At 41.4% G+C, this 19,753-nt stretch carries 15 protein-coding genes; 8 read left to right on the top strand and 7 right to left on the bottom strand.

Annotated features, from left to right (window positions below):
• Positions 1 to 7: 7 nt before the first annotated feature.
• Genes ABFV83_RS17255 through ABFV83_RS17270 form a run of 4 tightly spaced genes read left to right on the top strand, consistent with a single transcriptional unit; the run spans position 8 to position 4,575 of the window.
• Complete coding sequence (locus tag ABFV83_RS17255; RefSeq protein ID WP_349945567.1) at positions 8 to 1,036, top strand: iron ABC transporter permease; 1,029 nt, start codon at positions 8 to 10, stop codon at positions 1,034 to 1,036.
• Entirely contained in the window at positions 1,033 to 2,022 is a 990-nt protein-coding gene (locus ABFV83_RS17260; protein ID WP_349945569.1) for an iron ABC transporter permease, read from the top strand. Before ABFV83_RS17255 ends, ABFV83_RS17260 begins: the two co-directional genes overlap by 4 nt.
• A gap of 10 nt (positions 2,023 to 2,032) precedes the next feature.
• Entirely contained in the window at positions 2,033 to 2,854 is an 822-nt protein-coding gene (locus tag ABFV83_RS17265; protein WP_349945570.1) for an ABC transporter ATP-binding protein, read from the top strand.
• On the top strand, positions 2,851 to 4,575 hold the full coding sequence (locus ABFV83_RS17270; protein WP_349945572.1) for an ABC transporter ATP-binding protein: 1,725 nt from the start codon (positions 2,851 to 2,853) through the stop codon (positions 4,573 to 4,575). Before ABFV83_RS17265 ends, ABFV83_RS17270 begins: the two co-directional genes overlap by 4 nt.
• Positions 4,576 to 4,667: 92 nt before the next feature.
• Here ABFV83_RS17270 and ABFV83_RS17275 read toward each other — a convergent pair whose 3' ends face one another.
• The 5 genes from ABFV83_RS17275 to ABFV83_RS17295 all read right to left on the bottom strand — a co-directional run bounded on the left by ABFV83_RS17275 (position 4,668) and on the right by ABFV83_RS17295 (position 11,342).
• Positions 4,668 to 5,459, bottom strand: coding sequence for a response regulator (locus ABFV83_RS17275; protein ID WP_349945573.1), 792 nt, complete (start codon positions 5,457 to 5,459; stop codon positions 4,668 to 4,670).
• On the bottom strand, positions 5,452 to 7,176 hold the full coding sequence (locus ABFV83_RS17280) for a sensor histidine kinase (protein WP_349945575.1): 1,725 nt from the start codon (positions 7,174 to 7,176) through the stop codon (positions 5,452 to 5,454). The genes ABFV83_RS17275 and ABFV83_RS17280 overlap by 8 nt, the downstream gene beginning before the upstream one ends.
• Before the next feature lie 219 nt (positions 7,177 to 7,395).
• Entirely contained in the window at positions 7,396 to 9,060 is a 1,665-nt protein-coding gene (locus ABFV83_RS17285) for an iron ABC transporter permease (protein ID WP_349945577.1), read from the bottom strand.
• Entirely contained in the window at positions 9,057 to 10,157 is a 1,101-nt protein-coding gene (locus ABFV83_RS17290) for an ABC transporter ATP-binding protein (protein ID WP_349945579.1), read from the bottom strand. Before ABFV83_RS17290 ends, ABFV83_RS17285 begins: the two co-directional genes overlap by 4 nt.
• 96 nt (positions 10,158 to 10,253) lie before the next feature.
• Positions 10,254 to 11,342, bottom strand: coding sequence for an extracellular solute-binding protein (locus ABFV83_RS17295; RefSeq protein WP_349945581.1), 1,089 nt, complete (start codon positions 11,340 to 11,342; stop codon positions 10,254 to 10,256).
• Between the two features lie 314 nt (positions 11,343 to 11,656).
• On the opposite strand from ABFV83_RS17295, the gene ABFV83_RS17300 reads away from it, so the two are divergent.
• The 4 genes from ABFV83_RS17300 to ABFV83_RS17315 all read left to right on the top strand — a co-directional run bounded on the left by ABFV83_RS17300 (position 11,657) and on the right by ABFV83_RS17315 (position 17,416).
• On the top strand, positions 11,657 to 13,900 hold the full coding sequence (locus tag ABFV83_RS17300; protein ID WP_349945583.1) for a glycoside hydrolase domain-containing protein: 2,244 nt from the start codon (positions 11,657 to 11,659) through the stop codon (positions 13,898 to 13,900).
• A gap of 123 nt (positions 13,901 to 14,023) precedes the next feature.
• Positions 14,024 to 14,587, top strand: a complete 564-nt coding sequence (locus ABFV83_RS17305) for a hypothetical protein (RefSeq protein ID WP_349945585.1) — start codon at positions 14,024 to 14,026, stop codon at positions 14,585 to 14,587.
• A gap of 105 nt (positions 14,588 to 14,692) precedes the next feature.
• Positions 14,693 to 15,943: a DUF6070 family protein gene (locus tag ABFV83_RS17310; protein ID WP_349945586.1), complete on the top strand. Its 1,251-nt coding sequence runs from the start codon at positions 14,693 to 14,695 to the stop codon at positions 15,941 to 15,943.
• Positions 15,944 to 16,159: 216 nt separating this feature from the next.
• Positions 16,160 to 17,416, top strand: a complete 1,257-nt coding sequence (locus tag ABFV83_RS17315; RefSeq protein ID WP_349945588.1) for a hypothetical protein — start codon at positions 16,160 to 16,162, stop codon at positions 17,414 to 17,416.
• Between the two features lie 82 nt (positions 17,417 to 17,498).
• On the opposite strand, the gene ABFV83_RS17320 is transcribed toward ABFV83_RS17315, so the two are convergent.
• Both ABFV83_RS17320 and ABFV83_RS17325 read right to left on the bottom strand, forming a co-directional pair.
• Positions 17,499 to 19,262, bottom strand: coding sequence for a BlaR1 family beta-lactam sensor/signal transducer (locus ABFV83_RS17320; RefSeq protein ID WP_349945590.1), 1,764 nt, complete (start codon positions 19,260 to 19,262; stop codon positions 17,499 to 17,501).
• A 2-nt stretch (positions 19,263 to 19,264) separates the two neighbouring features.
• Positions 19,265 to 19,729, bottom strand: a complete 465-nt coding sequence (locus ABFV83_RS17325; RefSeq protein WP_349945591.1) for a BlaI/MecI/CopY family transcriptional regulator — start codon at positions 19,727 to 19,729, stop codon at positions 19,265 to 19,267.
• Positions 19,730 to 19,753 lie beyond the last annotated feature (24 nt).

Below are 19,753 nucleotides of genomic sequence, written 5' to 3' on the forward strand. Positions count from 1 at the left end.
GGCTTCAATGAAAACTACATCAATAAAGCGGCGGTGGAAAGGCTCTGCCGGCTTTACTATTTATATGCTTCTTGGATTTGGACTTTTGATTTTCATGTCGGCTGCATCCATTTCTTTTGGTGCTGCCGACATGCGCTTTACCACTGCCTGGGAGGCAATCTTTCGATTTAATCCAAATTTGACAGAGCATCAGATTATTCAGACCCTTCGGCTTCCACGTACCCTGGCAGATTTAATGGTGGGGTGCAGTCTGGCAATTTGCGGAGCAATTATGCAGGGAACAACACGGAATCCCCTTGCTGACTCCGGACTTATGGGAATCAGCTCCGGAGCCACCTTTGCCATGGCATTTTGTATGGCATTCCTGCCTGGGCGCACCTATGCCCAGACTATTTTGTTTGCATGTACGGGAGCCGCGGTTGCCACAGCAATGACCTATTTTATTGCTTCTCTTGGAAAAGGAGGAATGACGCCCCAGCGTCTTGTATTGGCAGGAATTTCTATTTCCATGCTGTTTGGAGCATTCAGCCAGTTCCTCTCCATTAAATACCGTCTTGGCCATGCCCTCGCTTATTGGACAGCAGGAGGAACAGCAGGGGCCAAATGGAGCGAGCTTATGATGATTCTCCCTCTTTTTGCAGCAGGAGTGCTGGCAGCGCTTTGGCTTTCTCCATCGGTTACTGTGCTGAGTTTAGGGGAAGATGTTGCAGCCGGATTGGGGTTAAAAACCAGATTGGTCAAAGGAATTTCTACGCTGATTGTGCTGCTCCTTACCGGGCTTTCTGTCATTATCGTAGGGCCGGTTGGTTTTGTCGGACTCATTACCCCTCATATTGTCCGATATATAGTAGGGGTGGATTACCGGTATATCATTCCGGCTTCAGGGCTTTATGGTGCCTTGCTTACGGTTTTTGCGGATTTAATAGGACGATTAATCAATAAACCTTATGAGACGCCAATTGGTATCATATTTGCTGTGATCGGTGTTCCTTATTTCCTTTATCTTGCAAGAAAGCAAAGGAGGGAATTTGAATGAAAAAACAGTTCCTTTTTCTGATTATGGTAATCTTAATGGCAGTAATCGCTGTGATCAGCATTAACTCCGGAAAAATGAATCTCACTCCAGGAGAAGTTTTAAGTGTGATCACAGGAAAAGGCACCCCGCAGCAAAATTTAATTATTTTAGAATTCCGCCTTCCCCGCATTGTTCTGTCAATTCTTGTGGGAGTGGGAATGGGCGTTTCCGGTTGTATCATGCAGAGCCTTTTGCGAAATGATATGGCAAGTCCAGGTACTTTAGGAATCAGCTCCGGTTCAGGGCTGTTTGTACTGATTTTTGTGGTATTGTTTTCTGCAAAGACGGTGTCATCTGCAATTTTGATGCCATTACTTTCCTTTTTCGGAGGAATGACCGCTGCAGGATTGATTTTTCTGCTTTCTTATAGAAGAGGGAAAGACATTTCCCCTACAGGGCTGATTTTAACAGGCGTTGCACTGGGAAGCGGATATGGAGCCTTAACTACACTGCTGACCCTTAAGCTGGATCAGAATCAGATGGATTTTATACAGCGCTGGAGCGCCGGCAGCTTGTGGGGAGATGAATGGCGTTATCTTGTAATACTGATTCCATGGACATTGATTTTATGCGGATATGTATTTTATAAAGCTCATATTCTAAACATTCTTAATCTTGGGAATGAAACGGCTTCGGGCCTTGGTGCTGCAGTAAAGCCTGAATTTATCGGTTTGACCGTAGCAGCAGTAGCACTTTCTTCAGGCAGCGTATCACTGGGTGGAAACTTCTTTTTTGTAGGAATGATTTCCCCTCATATGGCAAGAAAATTGATGGGGCCAGACCATAAATGGTTCCTTCCTGCCTCCGGGCTTTGCGGTGCGATCATTGTACTGCTTGCAGATACCATAACAAGAACCATCAGCCTGGGGGCAGATGTGCCTACGGGTATTGTAATTACGGCGCTTAGTACTCCGTACTTTTTATATCTATTGGCGAAAGCAAATTAAGGAGGACCGTATGAATAGTATCACAACAAAAAAATTAGATATTGCCTATGACAACGCCATGATTGTGGAGAATTTGGATATGGTAATTCCTCATAAAAAAATCACGTCCATCATTGGTCCTAACGGATGCGGGAAATCCACGGTGTTAAAAGCCATCGGGCGCATTTTAAAACCCAAAAACGGAATGGTTTATTTAAATGGAGGTGATATCTCCATACTTCCCACTAAGGAAATTGCAAAAAAAATGGCGATTTTGCCCCAATCGCCTTCGGCTCCCAGCGGGCTGACGGTAAGTGAACTGGTTGCATATGGGCGGTTTCCTCACCAAAGCGGGTTTGGGAAATTGACGCCTGAGGATAAAAAGATTGTGCGGTGGGCAATCTCGGCGACCAAGCTTTTGGATTTGGAGCATCGGGAAGTAAATACATTATCAGGGGGACAGCGGCAAAGAGTCTGGATTGCCATGGCACTTGCCCAGCAGACAGATCTGATTTTACTTGACGAACCCACTACTTATCTGGATCTGGCTCATCAGCTTGAAGTGTTGGAGCTTTTATACGGGCTGAACCGCAGCCAGGGCTGCACCATTGCCATGGTTCTTCATGATTTGAATTTGGCGGCACGTTTTTCTGACTATATGATTGCGGTCCGGGGAGGGAAAATCATCCAGCACGGCAGCCCGGAAGAAGTAATGGTACCTCATGTTTTAAAGGAGACATTTTCCATTGATGCTGAAATTGTCAAGGAACCAAGAACAGGACGGCCTGTGTGTCTGACCTATGCTCTTTTGCATCAGGAACGTCTGTCCCATAAGGAGGCGATTTCTGTATGAGAATAGCACTGCGGATATTCCGGGAGGCAAAAAGGTACAGGATTCATCTGATCTTTGCACTTTTAGCCCTCGTGGTATCTACGGCAGCCGGGTTTTATACGCCATGGGCCTTAAGGGAATTAACGGCACTTGCTACAGAGGGAATCAGTGATTTTCAGGCTCAGGCCCTGCGTATCGGACTGTCTCTTCTTGGCGCAGCTACAATCCAGGCGGCAGGAACTTCCGCGGCCGGATATTTAAATCATTATGCAGCCCTTCACTATGTGGCGGATTTACGAAAGAGGCTTTACGGCAAGCTGCAGCATATGAGCTTAAGTTATTTTCACAAAAGCAGGACAGGCGATCTCACCAGCCGTGTCGTGAATGATGCGCTGGATGCAGAGATACTTTTGGCACATGTGATTCCGGATTTTGCAGTCAATGTTCTTACATTTATAGGAGTGGGAGCTTTGCTGTTTACGATCAATGGAAAGCTTGCCATGGTAAGTCTGGTTACCATACCTTTTCTTCTGGGAATTACCATGTGGCAGAGCCGTCATGTATCCCCTACCTGGAAAGAAAATTCCCGGGTAAGAGGGGAACTTGCCGGAAAGGTCCAGGACAATCTTTCCGGCATCAAAGAAATTCAGATTTTTAATCAGCAAAGCCATGAGGAACGTAAGGTTGCAAATCTTTCGCTTCGCCACAGTTTAGCCTATCTTCGTGCAAGCTTCTTTTTTGAAACAACTTATCCTTTGCTTGCCTTTGTCACTGCACTGGGAACGGTGATTGTGGTCGTTTATGGCGGGTACCTGGTGGGAACCGGGGAAGTGGAGATTGCAGACATTGTTGGATTTGTTATGTATCTGTCCATGTTTTATGGTCCTGTAAAAAGCTTTTCTGCTCTTGCGGAAAGGGCGGGAGAAGCCGGAGCCGGGTGTAAACGGGTATTTGATGTTTTTGATGAAATCCCGGAAGTAAAGGAAAAGAAAAATGCAAAAACCCTTAATCGGGTTCAAGGTGAAATTGTGCTGAACGATCTCTCTTTTTCTTATCAGGAAGATATTCCGGTAATGAAGAATATTAACCTGACCATTAAGAAAGGGCAGACTGTGGCTTTGGTTGGGACTACAGGTGTAGGAAAAAGTACCATAGCAAACCTGATCAACCGGTTTTATGATCCCCAGGAAGGAGCTGTTTTCATTGACGGAGTTGATATCCGGGATGTGACGCTTTCCAGTTTACGGGACAATATTTCCATGGTGTTACAGGATACATTCCTTTTTAATGGAACTGTGTATGAGAATATTGTATACGGCTGGAAAGATGCGAAAAGAGAAGATGTTATTGCAGCGGCAAAGGCAGCAAATGCCCACGATTTCATTGAAAGGATGGAAAACGGGTATGATACGTTTATCGGGGAACGGGGCGTTTTACTGTCAGGAGGACAAAGGCAGAGAATTGCTATTGCCCGTGCGATTTTAAGAGATTCTCCAATCCTGATCCTGGATGAGGCAACCTCTGCTTTGGATACAAAAACAGAAAAGGAAATACAGGCGGCGTTGAATGAGATTTCAAAGGAGCGCACCACCATAATGATTGCACACAGGCTTTCTACTACCCGTGAGGCTGATTTGATTGTAGTGCTTGATGGGACCGGTATTGCGGAGATGGGTACTCATGACGAGCTGATTGCGAAGGGAGGAATTTTTGCCCGGTTGCATGGAGCTCAGGCATCGTAGGTAATAAAAAAAGACATTACCGGTTTCCTATTTTTAAGTAAAACGGACCATGGAAGAATTTTCTACGGTCCGTTTTATGATAAAAATGGCAGCTACTTTCCTTCACCCATCTCCATAAATTTAGCCGGAGAGCAGCCGATATATTTTTTAAACACCTTTATAAAATACTTATATTCAGAAAATCCCACCATCTCCGCGATTTCATAAATCTTATACTGATCTGATTTCAAAAGCTCCACAGCTTTCTGCATCCGGTATCGGTTCAAGAAGTCATTGAAGGTGTAGCCGGTCTCGCTTTTGAATTTGGTATTTAGGTAGGTACAGGAAAGATTATATTCTTCGCTTAAATCGGTTAAGGAAAGGCGGGAAGAATAATGCTCTTCTATGTACTTTACCATGGTGCTCACGTATTTATTTTTGAAGGCGACGGTTTCAAAAATATCTGTTTCTAAAATCCCCAGTTTTTTCTTTTCCATATGGATTTGCCGGATATATCCCTTCATCCGTGTATTCGCTTCCAGCTTTTCGGTTATCTTATGAATCGCATCATAAAGCTCTGTAAAATCTACAGGTTTTAGCAGATATTCTGTGACGTCAAGGCGAATCGCCTTTTTGGCAAATTCAAATTCACTGTATCCTGATACAATAATGGCTTCATAACCGTATTCTTTAATGCTTTCTTCCAACATCTGCAGACCGTTCATGATAGGCATGTTGATATCTACTATTACGATGTCGGGTTCGTTTTCTTTGATCTTTTGAATTCCATCGACTCCGTCTATGGCTTCACCTATAACTACGCAGTTAAGCTCCTGCCAATTTACCATGAACATCAGACCTTTTCTGATGATATCTTCGTCTTCTACAAGTAAAACTTTATACATAATAATCCTCCATATCTGCCGGCATGGTAACGGTGACCCGTGTGCCGGAACCTGGCTGGCTTTCGATTGTCAGGCCATATCCGGGACCATATAACAGCCGGACAACACGATGGGAATTATAAAGACCAATATGATCCTTATATTCATCCTCCGACTCCAGTCCGGTCCGCAGACTGGCAAGGCGTTCTCCATCAATTCCGCTTCCGTCATCCTCCACACACAGCTCCAACAGATCATCATGCACGCGTCCGGTGATGGTAATGGAGATGGAGTGGGTATCTTTCATGCCGTGGACCAGGGAATTTTCCACAACCGGCTGAAGCAGCAGCTTGGGAATCCGGTATTCCAGCACTTCCTCCGGAATATCAATATGATATTTCAAACGACGGTTATAGCGCATTTTTTGTAACAGGAGATAATCATTGATATATTCAATATCCGTTCTGAGTGAGACAATGGTGCTGCCGTAATAGATGCTGTAGCGCATGAGGCTGGCGAAAGACTGAACCATATCAGATGCTTTTGCTGCATCGATCATAATTTCATACCGGAGGGTCTCCATAACATTGAAGATAAAATGAGGGTTAAATTGTTCTTCTAATTGTTTGATTTCCATGGTCCGCTTTCGCTCGGACAGTTCACTGTTATAAGTAAGCAGTTCTTCCCGCTGCATTACCATGTGGCGGTAGGCATCATCCAGTTTCTGGAATTCATCAAATACCTGAGAACGGAGCTGATAGTCCATATTGCCTTTTCCCATCTGTTCGATGGATTTCTGGAGTTCATTGATGGCCAGCAGGTTTTTCTGGGTGATGTGTTCGGTTACAGGCAGGGAAATGATCACCAGAAGGATTCCTACGATAAGCATGAATATAAAGCCGTAAAACAGCAGACTCTTTTGATATTCAATGAAAACCAGTGTATATAAGATCAGAGAACTTCCGGGAAGTGAACTTTTTTGAATGTGATAATGCTTTCCATTGACCTTTACCACATTTCCTTCCTGCCAGTCCATCCGATATTTTCCGGAAGGGTATTTGTCCATGGGGTCGGTCTGCTGGCGGCTGATAGAAAAGATAAGATTATCATACCGGTCTGTGATGATAACATCATCCAGGGGATATTCGTGGATGATCTCATAGAGGTAGGTATCCAGCAGGTCAAAAAACAGATAGCCGGCAAGTGTGCCGTCTTTTAACACGGCTTTGCCAAGAATTAAATCTCCTGCCTGTCCATGGGCATAGTTTAAGCGGCTTGGCAGTGTGAAAGTCTTTTCGGGCTGTTCCTGCATCTGGCTGATCATGCGGTGGAAGGTGTCACTTTCCAGGAAAATATCCTGATTGCCGGAGAATAGATTGCTGCTGACAATGTGTTCATGCTGATCTAAGAGTACAAAGGTAGACCGGATTGTCTGGGCATTGGTGAAGTCATAAAGAAGCCGGTTATTTGCAGTGATGGCGGCAGAGTCTGTGCTGTTAAGGGCGGTCAGCAGATCCGGGCTTTGGGAAAGATCTGCCAGTCCCTGCTGATAGAGTAGGAGCTGTTGATTTAGGATGGCGGATAGCTGAACGTGATTTTTTTTGTTGGTACCGGAGATAATCCACTTTACATTGATGAATAGGAATAAAAGCACCAGTACAAATAATAGTGAGATGATGGAAAGAGCATATTTGATGAAGGATTTTTTTATGTAGTGTTTGTATTGGTTGCTTTTCATAAGGCGGGCCTCCGAATGTATACATGGTTAATAGCTAAGGTGGTTTAGAGCGTGTGGTTATAGTTATTATACCATAAGTCCGCAGTGCAGCTCATAAAACCTGCGGTTTCATGAGCTAACGGGCATTCTCCCTATGAAATAAGCCATAAAGAGATTTTCTTATGTGCAAGCACAACGAAAATCTTTTTATGACTTATTTCGCACTGCTCATTGCTTTCGCTAAATGCTGATATCATTGCTGCCCGTTAGTTTGAAGAACAAAAGCAGCGATAGGATACTGGTCAGAGTTAGGAGGGTTGAGTATGCAGCAGCATTGCCGAAGTTGCTTCTAATGACCTCTGCATAAATAGCTACGGTCAGTGTCTGGGTCTTGCTGGTATAGAGGATGATGGAAGAACTCAGCTCACTGATTAAGGTGATCCAGCTCATAATGGCGCCGGATAATACACCGGACATCATCATGGGAACTGTAATTTTTGCAAATGATTTCGTCTCTGAACAGCCCAGACTGATGGCAGCTTCCTCCACACTGGGGCTGATCTGTCCGATTATGGCAGTACTGGAACGGATGGTGTAGGGCATACGCCTGATGGCCAGTGAGATGATGATAATGAGTGCGGTGCCGCTGAGGAGAAACGGTTTTGTGTTAAATGCATATAAAAATGAGATACCCAGTACAGAGCCTGGTATGATGTATGGGAACATGGTGACCGTATCAAGGATATTAGTCAAAAATGATTTTTTTCGTACAGTCAGGTAGGAGATCAATATTCCCAGTACCACAACCACAGCGATGGCACACAGCCCGAATAAATAAGTGTTGAGAATTGCGCCGTTGTTATTCTTTGAAAACAGTGTGTTCCGGTAGTTATCAAGAGAGAATCCTCCGGTGTATACGCTTCCTCCTCCGGTAGCCAGGAAGGAAGTGAAGATAACAGTGAGCTGCGGAAGGATGGCCATGATAACAACCAGGTATACGAACAGGTGGGATAATACATTTTTAAGACCAGTGCAGTTTTCTGCTTCCATAGGTTTTAGTGCGGTCATGGAATAAGTATAGCGGTTTCCAAGATAGCGCTGGAAGAAGAATAACAGCAGGGTGATGCCGATGATAATGACACAGAGTGCAGCAGCAAAATGGTCATCGGTATTGACCTCGCCCATAAACTGGCTGTACATCAAAACCGGAAATGTTTTATAACCTTCACCGATCAGCATAGGAGTACCAAAGTCGGAGAACACTCTCATAAATACCAGGAGGGAGCTGGCAAGCATGGTGGGCATGACCAGTGGCACGATCACTTGCAGCACTCTCTGGAGGGCACTGCATCCCAGGCTTTCAGCGGCTTCATTTAAGGAGTTATCCAGGTTTTTAAGAGCGCCTGAGATATACATATAAACCAGTGGAAAGGATTGCAGAGAGAAGACCAGTACAATTCCTGCAAATCCATAAATGCCGTTTAACTTTACATGAAACAGATTGTTTAAGATCTTGGTGATAAAGCCATTGCGCCCCAGTAACTGAATCCAGGCATAAGCTCCGATAAACGGCGGAGAAAGGTAGGACATGACGATCAGGATATTTAAATACTTACTTCCCCTGATTCGTACACTCCGCAGAACATAGGCCATGACCAGACCCAGAGCAGCCGCCAACAGGGTGGAAACAATGGTGACTTTAAAACTGTTTACCAGAGTGCTCCAGTAATATTTTCTGGCGAAGAATTTACCGAAATATGCAAGACTGAAGGAACCATCCTCGGAAAGCACGCTCTTATATAATATCAGAATTAAGGGATAGACTACAAAGATGAGAAAGAGGGCCAGAATCCCCAGTGCCATAGCTATCCAGATATTGAACTTCTTTTCGCCGGCATATCTCATACCTGATCCCTCCTGACTACAAGATTTCTATTTCCGTCTTCGGTGTAAATGTTGATCTTTTGAGGCTGCACAGCAAGACGGATTTTAGAACCATCCGGAATGATATCCCAGATATCGGAATTCTGGATGACTTCGATTTCCTGACCGTCTGCCAGGGTAACAAAATAATGGGTGGTAATGCCAAGGAATACACTGCTTTTTACTGTCGCAGGGATGCCCGCACCGTCTTTCTGGTTGATGATGAATTCTTCGGGGCGGATGGATACCTTGATATTCTGTCCGTCTTTTGCTTCCTGGCTTAAGTGATCCATGGGTACGGTATAATCCTGAATCTGAATGGAAGTCTCACCGTTCTTAACCGATGTTTTACCGGACAGGATATTGGATAAGCCGATAAAGGTGGATACAAATAAGTTTGCGGGCCGCTGATAGATGTTCTTAGGCGTATCGATCTGTTGGATGACACCGCCGTTCATGACTGCGATCCGGTCTGATACGGCCAGAGCCTCCTCCTGGTCATGAGTTACATAAACGGTGGTGATGCCTATCTGCTGCTGAATCCGTTTAATCGCATTTCTCATCTCCACACGAAGCTTGGCATCCAGGTTTGACAGTGGCTGATCCATCAGGAGAACTTCGGGATGGATGACGATTGCCCGTGCTAAGGCGACACGCTGCTGCTGACCGCCGGACAGCTTGGCGGGCATACGGTTTTTTAAATGGTCGATTTTTACGACTTTCAGGATTTCATCCACCTGGGCCTCGATTTGTGATGCAGGTATTTTTCTGTTTTTCAGTCCAAAGGCCACATTATCCTTAACTGTCATGTGAGGGAAAATGGCATAGTTCTGGAAGACCATGCCCATGTTTCGTTTGTTGGTGGGGATGTTGTTGATTACTTTCTGGTCTACCTTGATTTCGCCGCCCTCAATGCTGTTAAAGCCGATGATCATCCGAAGCAGGGTTGTCTTGCCGCAGCCGGATGGTCCCAGTAGGGTGAAGAATTCCCCGGGTTTAATGTCCAGTGATAATCCATTGATAATGGTGTCTTTTCCAAATCGTTTTATTGCATTTTCTATACTGATTGCTACGCCCATAGTTTATTTCTCCTGGTATATTCCATATTTTTTGGTACAAAAAGACTGCCCCTGACTGAGTCCCAGGCAGTCTTTTGTTTTGCTTGATGCAGTTTGTTAATCCATGGATGTTTCCATGTGCTCACTGAACCGATTAGTGATTTCTAATTTATGCTCCGCTACCCATCCCTCATCATAGTTATCAAATAATTTAATCTCACTTTGAGGCTTCATATAATCAGCCAGAGTGGCGTCTTTCCTTAAAGGTCTTACGGTCAGTGTGGAACCGACTGCATTCTGGATCTTCTCAGACAGCATGTAATCAACAAATTTCTTTGCATTTTCCGGATGCTTGCAGTCTTTTAGAATCTGTACGGATTCCCCGGGGAAGATGGCTCCTTCTACCGGGAATACAACTTCTACTGCGGCACCTTCCTTGACATAGTTGGCAGCAGGATCTTCCCAGGTCAGACCTACTACGTATTCGCCTTCAGCCACGCCTTTGTATACCTGGCTGGAGCTGTTGCTCATTTTGCCGTCTAAGTTGGCGATGAACTTGTCTACATAGGCCCATGCTTCGTCTGAAAGGGGATCGCCGTCTTTGCCCATGCCGTAGAGCATAGCCAGCAATGACTGGAATGCGGAACTGGAGTTTACAGGATCGCCAAATGCGATTTTTCCTTTTAATTCCGGATTTAATAAATCTTCGAATCCATCAATTTTCATATCGCCTTTTAAGTCTTTGTTTACGATCATAACAGTAGGATCTGCAAATGCAGGGGTAAAGTAACCGGTAGTATTTTTAAAGGCATCGATCATGTTGGCATCTTCGGCTGATACATATTCCATGAATAAGTCTTTGGATGCGGATAACATGGTCTGGTCAGCGACCCAGAAGATATCGCCAAGAGGATTGGCTTTTTCTGACTGAGCTCTCTTTAAAAGCTCTCCGGTGCCGGCGACCACCACCTCGACTTTAATTCCGGTGTCCTTTTCAAATTCCGGAATCACGGCATTGTTTAAGGATTCCCCGCGGGCGGTATAGACGACCAAAACAGGCTCTTCCTCCCCTGGTGCCTGACTGGCGGCTTCGGTTTTTCCGGTATCTGCCGGTGCTTTATGATCGGCCTGTTTCCCGGAGCTGCAGCCGGTGGCTGCCAGTGCCATGGCTAATAAGACTGCTGATATTTTTGCTGTTTTCTTCATGTGATTCTCTCCTCCCTATTGGTGTTTCACTGGTTTATCTGATAGTTTCATTTTAGCTGTGGGAACAGGAAATGTAAATCCGACAATATCACACAAAGGTGTAAAATACACAACATATGTATGATTGTTGTAATAACATTGATGTATCTGCCATGTGGTTTGTAACCGAAAGCCAGCCTGCTTAATTCCTGTCAGCTGGCTGGCTTCTTTAGCACTTGTCAAGGTAAACTTAAAGTTTGTTTACACTTTTGCTTATAAATTCTTCTTTTTATATGTAAGCGCTTATAAAATAAATAAAATCAGGAGGAAACAAAATGGCAGACATTAATGTAATTAAAGCTCAAAAGTATCTTAACGCAATGTTCGGAGGTCATCCGAGCTGGGTGGCATTAGATGAGGACGGCTATACCGGTACTGCAGTAATGCAGGGAATTATTAGAGCGTTTCAGATTCAGAATGGAATTTCCAGTATTACGGGTACAGTGGGACCGATTACGATTAACAAAATGAAAAGTTTATCAGTGATTGAAAAAATGAATCCTGATGATGAAAGTAATATTAATGTATGTCTCATTCAGTGCGCATTGTTTTGTAAAGGGTACAATGCCGGCGGTATTACAGGTATTTATTATACTACAGGCGTTTCAGCAGTTAGAAAAATGCAGGCTGATGCAGGACTTACAGTAACAGGCAGAATTGACTGGAAAGTTTGGACAGGACTTCTTTCAATGAATTGGTTTCAAAAGGTGTTTAGAGGTGACAGTACCACACGATTGATTCAGCAGCAGTTAAATAGCGACTGGTCGGATATTATTGGCGTTGGGCCTTGTGACGGAGTGGTTTCAAGGCAGACAGCTTTGTCATTGGTAGGTGCACTTCAGGCGGCTGAAGGAGTTACGACAAATCTGATTACAGATTTAAATTCTGTAAATTTTGGAGATGCAACTACAAAAGCGTTTCCTGGGAGCCTTAAATCGGGGCAGAATTCCTCCGCGTATGTACCATTTAATAAATTAGTTCAGTATGGGCTATATTTTAACGGTTATGATCCGAGAAGGTTTGACGGAATCTTTGAAAACATAACTAGAAGCGAGGTTAAAGCTTTCCAGGAATTTTATGGTCTAACGGGAATTGGGCTTGTAACAGAGGGGGAAGTCAATGTTTCTACTATGAAGTCACTGCTGACAAGTAAAGGGGATACTGGAAGAAAAGCCAAGGCCTGTGATTGTGCCACTGTGTTAAACCGGCAGCAGGCTCTTGACTTAAAAAATGCTGGCTATACTCATGTTGGACGCTACCTTACGGGTTCTGTTGGGATTGAGCACATTCCTAAGTATTTAACTCTTGAAGAGATTGGCTTTATTGAAGCGGCTGGACTTAATGTATTTCCGATTTATCAAGATGGAGGATACTATCTTAAGTATTTTCAGAATCCATCACAGGGATCGATTGATGCGCAAACAGCAGTTTTAGCAGCTGAAAGAATCGGGATTCCGGAAAATACCACAATTTATTTTGCGGTGGACTTTGATTGCTACGAATACCAGATTACTACATTCATTATCCCGTATTTTAGACGCATTAACCTTTTCTTTAATAGTGCAAAAAACAGTAAGAAATACAAGGTGGGTATTTATGCTCCCCGTTATGTTTGTACGAAGATAAATGAACAGGGATTGGCGAAAACTTCGTTTGTGGCAGATATGTCAACCGGATTCAGCTGCAATTTAGGCTTCCCGATTCCCTCTAACTGGGCTTTTGATCAGTTTAACGAGCAGCAATTTACCTCTTCACCTTCTTTTCCAATTGATAAAGATGCATATTCGGGAAGGGATTCAGGGGTTTTCGGCTTCGATAAAGTAAAACAGAAAACAGACGAAGAACTTCAAAAGGAAAATAGGGAAGCTCTATTGGAAATTGCAAGAAATCAGTATATCTATGATGTATTAGATCCACTTGGCTATATGAACAAAGCGTTGGAAGTGGGCATTACCTACAATAAAAAAATTTTGCTTGATACCTATACAGTTGGAAAAAGTGTGGTTACAATCACGGCAGCGTACTCACAAGAAATGAAAACTGTGGCAGAAACAGATTACAATATTAAAGTCGGCATTGATAATTCAGGTAGTTTAACCATGGGATGTCAGGATCAAATCAGTGAGATAACGTCCGATATTGATCTTGGTGAACTTGGAAATGGGGCTGATTTCAGCAATGTTTTGACTAGCATTGCATTATCAGTTAAATCGGGTAACATTTCATTTGGATATGATTTTTTGACACCCAAACAGATAAAAGTTACAATTAGCGTTAGTTCCGAAGACTTGCTGCCGGAAGTTCCGGGTTTGGAAGCTGGAATTACCGTACAAATAGAATTTAAAATTACGATCAATAATGATAGCAATGATCAGTTTGATGCAAAAGAATTTGCTGCTGTTGCTTTAAAGACCGTTGCTGTTGTAGCGATTGTTGCAGTAATTTGTCTTGTCGCCAGTACAGGAGTCGGCGCCTTATTGGAATTCTTAGCTAGTGGGGGATTTTTAGTGCTTGCATAATTTAAATACAGCGCAATATTCTGGTATATATGAATGTTGCGCTGTACTTTACTGCATAAAATGGATTTTTCCTTGACGGACAAGTATTACGGGCGTAATATATAGAAGTAGGAGGGTTTCTTTATGAAATTTACTCAAGCTTTTACAGCAGATACTTTAGCTAAGTTAGAGGTACTGTTTCGTGTAAGAACCGGTACAAAAGGCAAAATGATTCAATATGGTAAAAAGAGTATGAAGCTGTTATATGGGGTAATATCGGTATTATATCTTTGCACAATCTTATTCTATTTACTTGAAAATGCCATTACAAATTTTATGAAGGTATGCTTTTTTACCGCCGCCGGGGCCACGGTTTATGCAATTTTTTTATTATGGTTTAGAAATTGGAACAGAAAGAGGCTGCAGGAAGTAATTCGTAAAAAATATGGTACTCCATTTTCAATGGAACTGGAGAAAGAGCATTTGATTTATAGAGAAGTTGTATATGGCTATAAAGAGATAACCTATATTATTTTTTATGATGTTTTTATCCTTATTTATGTGAGAAAAAGGATATTGATTATTCAAAACAGTGATGGGATTTCTGATACTATTAATAAAATAATAGATGAAAATAATAATATCATGAAAATTGAGCAAAAAGCACCATTTAACTTAGATGCTTACTTTAAAGCAGATGGAATGTAAACGCAGAAGGGTGGTGAAAGACGCCTAAGTATAAATATTATGCTTGTAATAGTTAAGAGAAGAAACGACAGAGAAAGAGAGGGTAAAAGATTATGAGGTATCAGGATGAAAGAATTGAAATGGTCGATAGAAAAAGAGCGTAAAATAATAAGGGGGATTTTGATAGTTTTATGTATTGTATTGAGTATGATGCTAAAATACAATCTATCCAATAACAAAGAGGGGGAAAGTTTATCCCAGAAAGAGTTATATGAGAAAGGGTATGACCTCCCAATAAATGAAAAAGACAAAAGGGAATCGGAAAAAGAATGCGAAAAAGTCATGGGGATTGTATACAAAATATATGAAAATTCAGATAAAGGAAATTCAATAAACATTACGATTCCCGAGGAAACTGTGAAACAAATGTATGATGCCATAGCTGCTGCAGGAATCCCTGTTTCGGATAGTGGAAATAAATATGGCATGGCAAATCATAAAAAAATGGAACAGTTTTTAAACCATAGTTCCAGTGGGATAAAGTCGGAGATTGTTGTATATAGAGTACTGACAAATGGAGGCATTGCAAGGCAGAAATTTATATTTGATGGTAAGGATATGTATTCGTTATATACAAATGCTGTATGGAACAAAAATATGTTGATTTCAATTACGGCTACATCTTATACACGGATAAAAGAATGGAGTTATACAGAAAAAGGCTGGTTCCGCTTCGCATATTGTGTACCGGAGTATCCCGAGGTAACGGAAATTATGAATGGAAATATGTTAATTAGAGTAAAGCCGTTTAATAGCAAATATCAAGAGATGACTGAAAAATATCTGGTGCCTGTCAGTTATCAGGGAAATAATATGCTATGTTCAAATTGGGATGAGGAACACATGGAACATTTGGATTATACTGGACTGTTTGAATCTCTTTATTTCATAAAGTATGGGGATAAGTTACCTTTTGAACAGTATTCCTGTGGAATACCAAGAGATATGTTTGAAGATCTTATGACGGAGTACCTGCCGGTATCCAGAGAGCAGCTGGAAGAGTATGCCGTTTATAATAAAAAGAATAAAGTGTATGAGTGGGATCGATTAGGATGCGGTAATTATTCTCCCAATGCTTTTAATTTTTCATATCCCGAAGTAACAGAAATAGGGAACAATGCGGATGGAACATTAACCTTGACGGTGGATGCTGTATGTGAAGCATCTGACAATGATGATGCACTCACTCATAAGATTACAGTGAGATTGTTTCAAGATGGAAGTATAAAGTATCTTTCTAATCAGATCGCTGGAGACGGGTTGCAGCGTATTCCAGCTTACCAATACAGGATTTCAAAGATTCCAGGAGATAGCTAATATAATTGACCCAATAATTGTTGCTGTTTTTTTCAGCCGATTAAAATATCTTTTCATGGTCAGTGCCTTCTTTCTTTTCTGCACCTAATATTTTATCATAGGGCCAGTCTATTATTAAAGAAGGTAATTAAACAAGACATGTAAATCATTTTTTGTATATTAAATAAAACTTATGATGGGAAATCAAGCAAACGCTTGAATTAAGGGGGAAAGACAATGGAGAAGAGCAAGCTTTTTGTTGCAGGATTGCTTAATAGCAACTTTTTTGAAGCGTACTATATTATTGACTTGGAAAAAAAGGAAACGAAAGAAATCCTCGTTGATAATACAAAAGAACAGGAACACCTGGTGAAAATGATTGAACGCCAGTTTCCAAAGGGTAAGCTGCCCTATGGAGCTCAGAAAACTGAGCAATTTCTTCCGTACTTGATCAATCCCCATAGTTGCTATAAGGTAGGGGATAGAATGCTGTCGTTTATGCTTCAGGCCCCTTATTTTAGAGAAATTAATGTGAATTCTCTTGAAACTCGTGCGATTACATATAAAGATCCCACTGATACCATATTCAGTGCTTCTTCCATTGGAAATAGAGATGATAATTTGATTTATTTATCTGTCAATTCCTCTGATGAACGTGCTGATATTTATAATGGTAAAAAGACTGAAATGGGGTTTGACTATTTAGAATACGATGTGGAAAGGCGAAGGTTTCAAGAGCAGAAACATATTGAAAAAGGTTTGATTGATAATATGCATCAGGTAGGATACTCCAAGGAAAGATTTTTGGTATCTTTGGATATGAATATTTCTGTAAATCTTGATGTCAGTGATATGCCTGGTTTGGATAATGAAGCAGTACGGATTGAGTATAATAATGCTGATTTTCCCAAAGGAAAAATTTTTCTTTGGGATATGCAAAAAGAGAAATCACTGATTATGGAACCGCCGCTATATACACCGGCTCATGTGGAATTTGACCGGGATGACCAGTCTGTTTTTTATGTGAGCTGTCATAACATGTCAAAGTTTAAGGGCAGTATGGTACTTCACGGCCCTGGAATGATTGTGAAATATCGATATACCGATGGCATTGTTGTAAATTTAGGCTGCTTCACGGATTCCGAATTTAACCGGATAACAACTCATAAAATTTTCTATTACAATGAAAAGCCGTTTTTGGCAGTGACAGGATACCCGAATTATCTTTATATCATTGATGCGGAGACAATGGTTCTTGCGAATAAGATAAAATTATTTGAGGCAGAACCGTCAGTATTATATCAAGATGGATTGTTTCCCTGCATTGGAAACCGAAAGGCCCCTCTGTATTTACAGGTAAACGCAGAAGGGACGGAAGTATATTTGGTTAATAGTGATACATGTTTCTCTGTATTGTGGTTGGAAAGCAGTGTGAGCAGCTTTAAATACACAGAAAATAATTTTGCAGTTTCAGCCCATTTTGAAATATTTTAAAGAGGTATGATCAAAAAGGGAATTGTATTAAAAAATAGGCTGGTCTGGGGCTGAACCGGCCTATTTCGATTTTGGGCGTTATTTAATAAATCTTCAAATCGGATAATATATTTAAAGAAATTTTAGCAGCAGTGGCACCATCGCAATGATCGGTGCCTTGAATATTTGATGCAAATACATAAGTTGTACTGCTGGTTTCAACATAACCGACAAACCAGCCATTTATGAATTTACCGTTAACATTACCGGTTCCTGTCTTCCCAAAGAGTTTATTACCTTGAGAATCAGAAATAAATATAGAGTTTTTTACTGCAGCGACATTTTGAGTATCAAATCCCCAGGTGTTTTTTTGAAAATCAGTTAAAAGTTGTACCTGTTCCAGGGGAGATATTAGGAGTGATGATTCAATCCAATAGTTGGAGATACCTCCTGAAAGATCCTTATTTCCATAAGAAATCATGTCAAAGAAACTTTGCAGGCGGGAATAACCGACATTTACATCCAGATTCTGAAAATACCAGTTCACTGATTTTGCCATTGCACTTTTTAACGTTTGATTTTGATTCCAGTTATTATGGCTGTAATGTTCCCCGGACCACGCCTGTACGTTGCTGCCCGGTGTTATTATATGGTTTTCTAATGCTGCAAGTGCACTATATATCTTGTATGTAGAATCCGGTGATGTACGGACTACGCATTTGTCTGCATTATAAAGGGAGTAGGTATCATTTTGGACATTGTACAGCACAAAGCTGCCGGCATAGCCTGAAAAATAGGAGGATAGATCCACCGTTTTATAATTCAGTTCTTTTAAACTGGCGGTATCATGAGTTGCCGCTAAAAGATTCACAGATGGTGTGATGCAAAAGATGAATGCTGCTACACAAGAAACCAGGATAAAATCTTTTAGCCTATGAAAAGAGGTGTATTTTTTGTAATGTACGATAGCCAGACTTCGTCGTCTGATCTGCTGATAGGAACCGCCAATATTGTATATCGCTGAAAACGTTTGTTTTGAGACTAATTCCGCAAAGTTGATCAAAGCATTCCCATAGTCAGAATAAGCATGAGATTCAATTTTGCTCAGAACAGAAGTGTCACAGGAGACCTCCTGCACCTGGCGTAGTTCTTTCAGAAACCAGTTAATAGCTGGATTGAACCAATACAAAATTTGAATCAGGCAGATAAAGCAGTTGATTAATATGTCCTTATGGCGGTAATGCTGCAATTCATGAAGGATTATAAATCTTAGATCACTTAAAGGGATTGCTTCTAAAGTATGTCTTGGGAGTAAAATACAAGGGTTGATTATGCCGACTATGCCAGGAGTATTTAAAGAAGCAATCTTTAAGGGTATCTTTTTATTAATTCCCATTTCTTTTAAACATTGTTCTAAAAGCTGGTTGATCGAAGCGTTTTGATTAGGAAGAGCGTATTTATTTAATAAATAAATTTTATAATTCGTATATCCGGCTTTAAAAAAGGTATAGATCATACCTAAAATCCATATGAGGAGTAATAGGTTGCCTATAAACTTCCAATTCATTTGAGACATACCTTCGGAATTATCAGAGAGTAAATTTAAATTATCCTCTGAAGCATTATGGCGCTCGCCTTGAAGCAGCCTTTCCTGGGACTCCCCGGATTCAAAATAAGACTCAAAAATATTCGCATTTGTATTATGCAGGGGAATAAAAGGAAGCAGCAGTGTAATCAGCATTACTAAGCCTAAATTGTAGTGAAATCCAGGCGATAAATATTTTTTAAATATATATACTAAGAAGTAAACAATGCCTATTATGCATGTGAGTATTATGTTGCATTTTATAAAGTTTATCGCAAACATATTTATTTCCCCCTTTCCTCTGGAGAGGTGAACAATTTTTTTAAAGCTTTTAACTGCTCATCTGAAATCTTTTCACTATGCATGTAATTGGCCATAAGTGCCGACAGATTACCATCAAAATACTGTCTGAGAAAAGTACTGCTTTTGTGTTCCAGATATTCCTTTTGAGTTATGAGGGGAGTATAAACGAAAACACGGCTTTCTTTGCTATATGTGATGGCTTTTTTCTTAACTAAACGATTTAATAGGGTATGAATTGTTTCTGGAGTCCAAGCTGTAGTGGCTAAAAGTTTTTCGGTCACATCATTGGTGTTAATCGGTGAATATTTCCATATGATCTTCATAACTTCGTATTCTGCATCTGATATTTTTGTCATATCCATTCCTCCATTTTTATTACGTCTGTAATATATTATATCTTTTTTCGTTTTGTCTGTCAAACGTGTCCCAGCTTCCAGATTATTCAATTAGAACCCCCAATTGTGCTTCAC

The sequence above is a fragment of the Lacrimispora sp. BS-2 genome (assembly GCF_040207125.1).
Taxonomy (GTDB): Bacteria; Bacillota; Clostridia; order Lachnospirales; family Lachnospiraceae; genus Lacrimispora.

What these genes read in the sequence shown, in the direction of transcription:
- ABFV83_RS17255 (WP_349945567.1), top strand. Translation starts at nt 8, where the DNA reads ATGAAAACTACATCAATAAAGCGGCGGTGGAAAGGCTCTGCCGGCTTT.
- ABFV83_RS17260 (WP_349945569.1), top strand. Translation starts at nt 1,033, where the DNA reads ATGAAAAAACAGTTCCTTTTTCTGATTATGGTAATCTTAATGGCAGTA.
- ABFV83_RS17265 (WP_349945570.1), top strand. Translation starts at nt 2,033, where the DNA reads ATGAATAGTATCACAACAAAAAAATTAGATATTGCCTATGACAACGCC.
- ABFV83_RS17270 (WP_349945572.1), top strand. Translation starts at nt 2,851, where the DNA reads ATGAGAATAGCACTGCGGATATTCCGGGAGGCAAAAAGGTACAGGATT.
- ABFV83_RS17275 (WP_349945573.1), bottom strand. Translation starts at nt 5,459, where the DNA reads ATGTATAAAGTTTTACTTGTAGAAGACGAAGATATCATCAGAAAAGGT.
- ABFV83_RS17280 (WP_349945575.1), bottom strand. Translation starts at nt 7,176, where the DNA reads ATGAAAAGCAACCAATACAAACACTACATAAAAAAATCCTTCATCAAA.
- ABFV83_RS17285 (WP_349945577.1), bottom strand. Translation starts at nt 9,060, where the DNA reads ATGAGATATGCCGGCGAAAAGAAGTTCAATATCTGGATAGCTATGGCA.
- ABFV83_RS17290 (WP_349945579.1), bottom strand. Translation starts at nt 10,157, where the DNA reads ATGGGCGTAGCAATCAGTATAGAAAATGCAATAAAACGATTTGGAAAA.
- ABFV83_RS17295 (WP_349945581.1), bottom strand. Translation starts at nt 11,342, where the DNA reads ATGAAGAAAACAGCAAAAATATCAGCAGTCTTATTAGCCATGGCACTG.
- ABFV83_RS17300 (WP_349945583.1), top strand. Translation starts at nt 11,657, where the DNA reads ATGGCAGACATTAATGTAATTAAAGCTCAAAAGTATCTTAACGCAATG.
- ABFV83_RS17305 (WP_349945585.1), top strand. Translation starts at nt 14,024, where the DNA reads ATGAAATTTACTCAAGCTTTTACAGCAGATACTTTAGCTAAGTTAGAG.
- ABFV83_RS17310 (WP_349945586.1), top strand. Translation starts at nt 14,693, where the DNA reads ATGAAAGAATTGAAATGGTCGATAGAAAAAGAGCGTAAAATAATAAGG.
- ABFV83_RS17315 (WP_349945588.1), top strand. Translation starts at nt 16,160, where the DNA reads ATGGAGAAGAGCAAGCTTTTTGTTGCAGGATTGCTTAATAGCAACTTT.
- ABFV83_RS17320 (WP_349945590.1), bottom strand. Translation starts at nt 19,262, where the DNA reads ATGTTTGCGATAAACTTTATAAAATGCAACATAATACTCACATGCATA.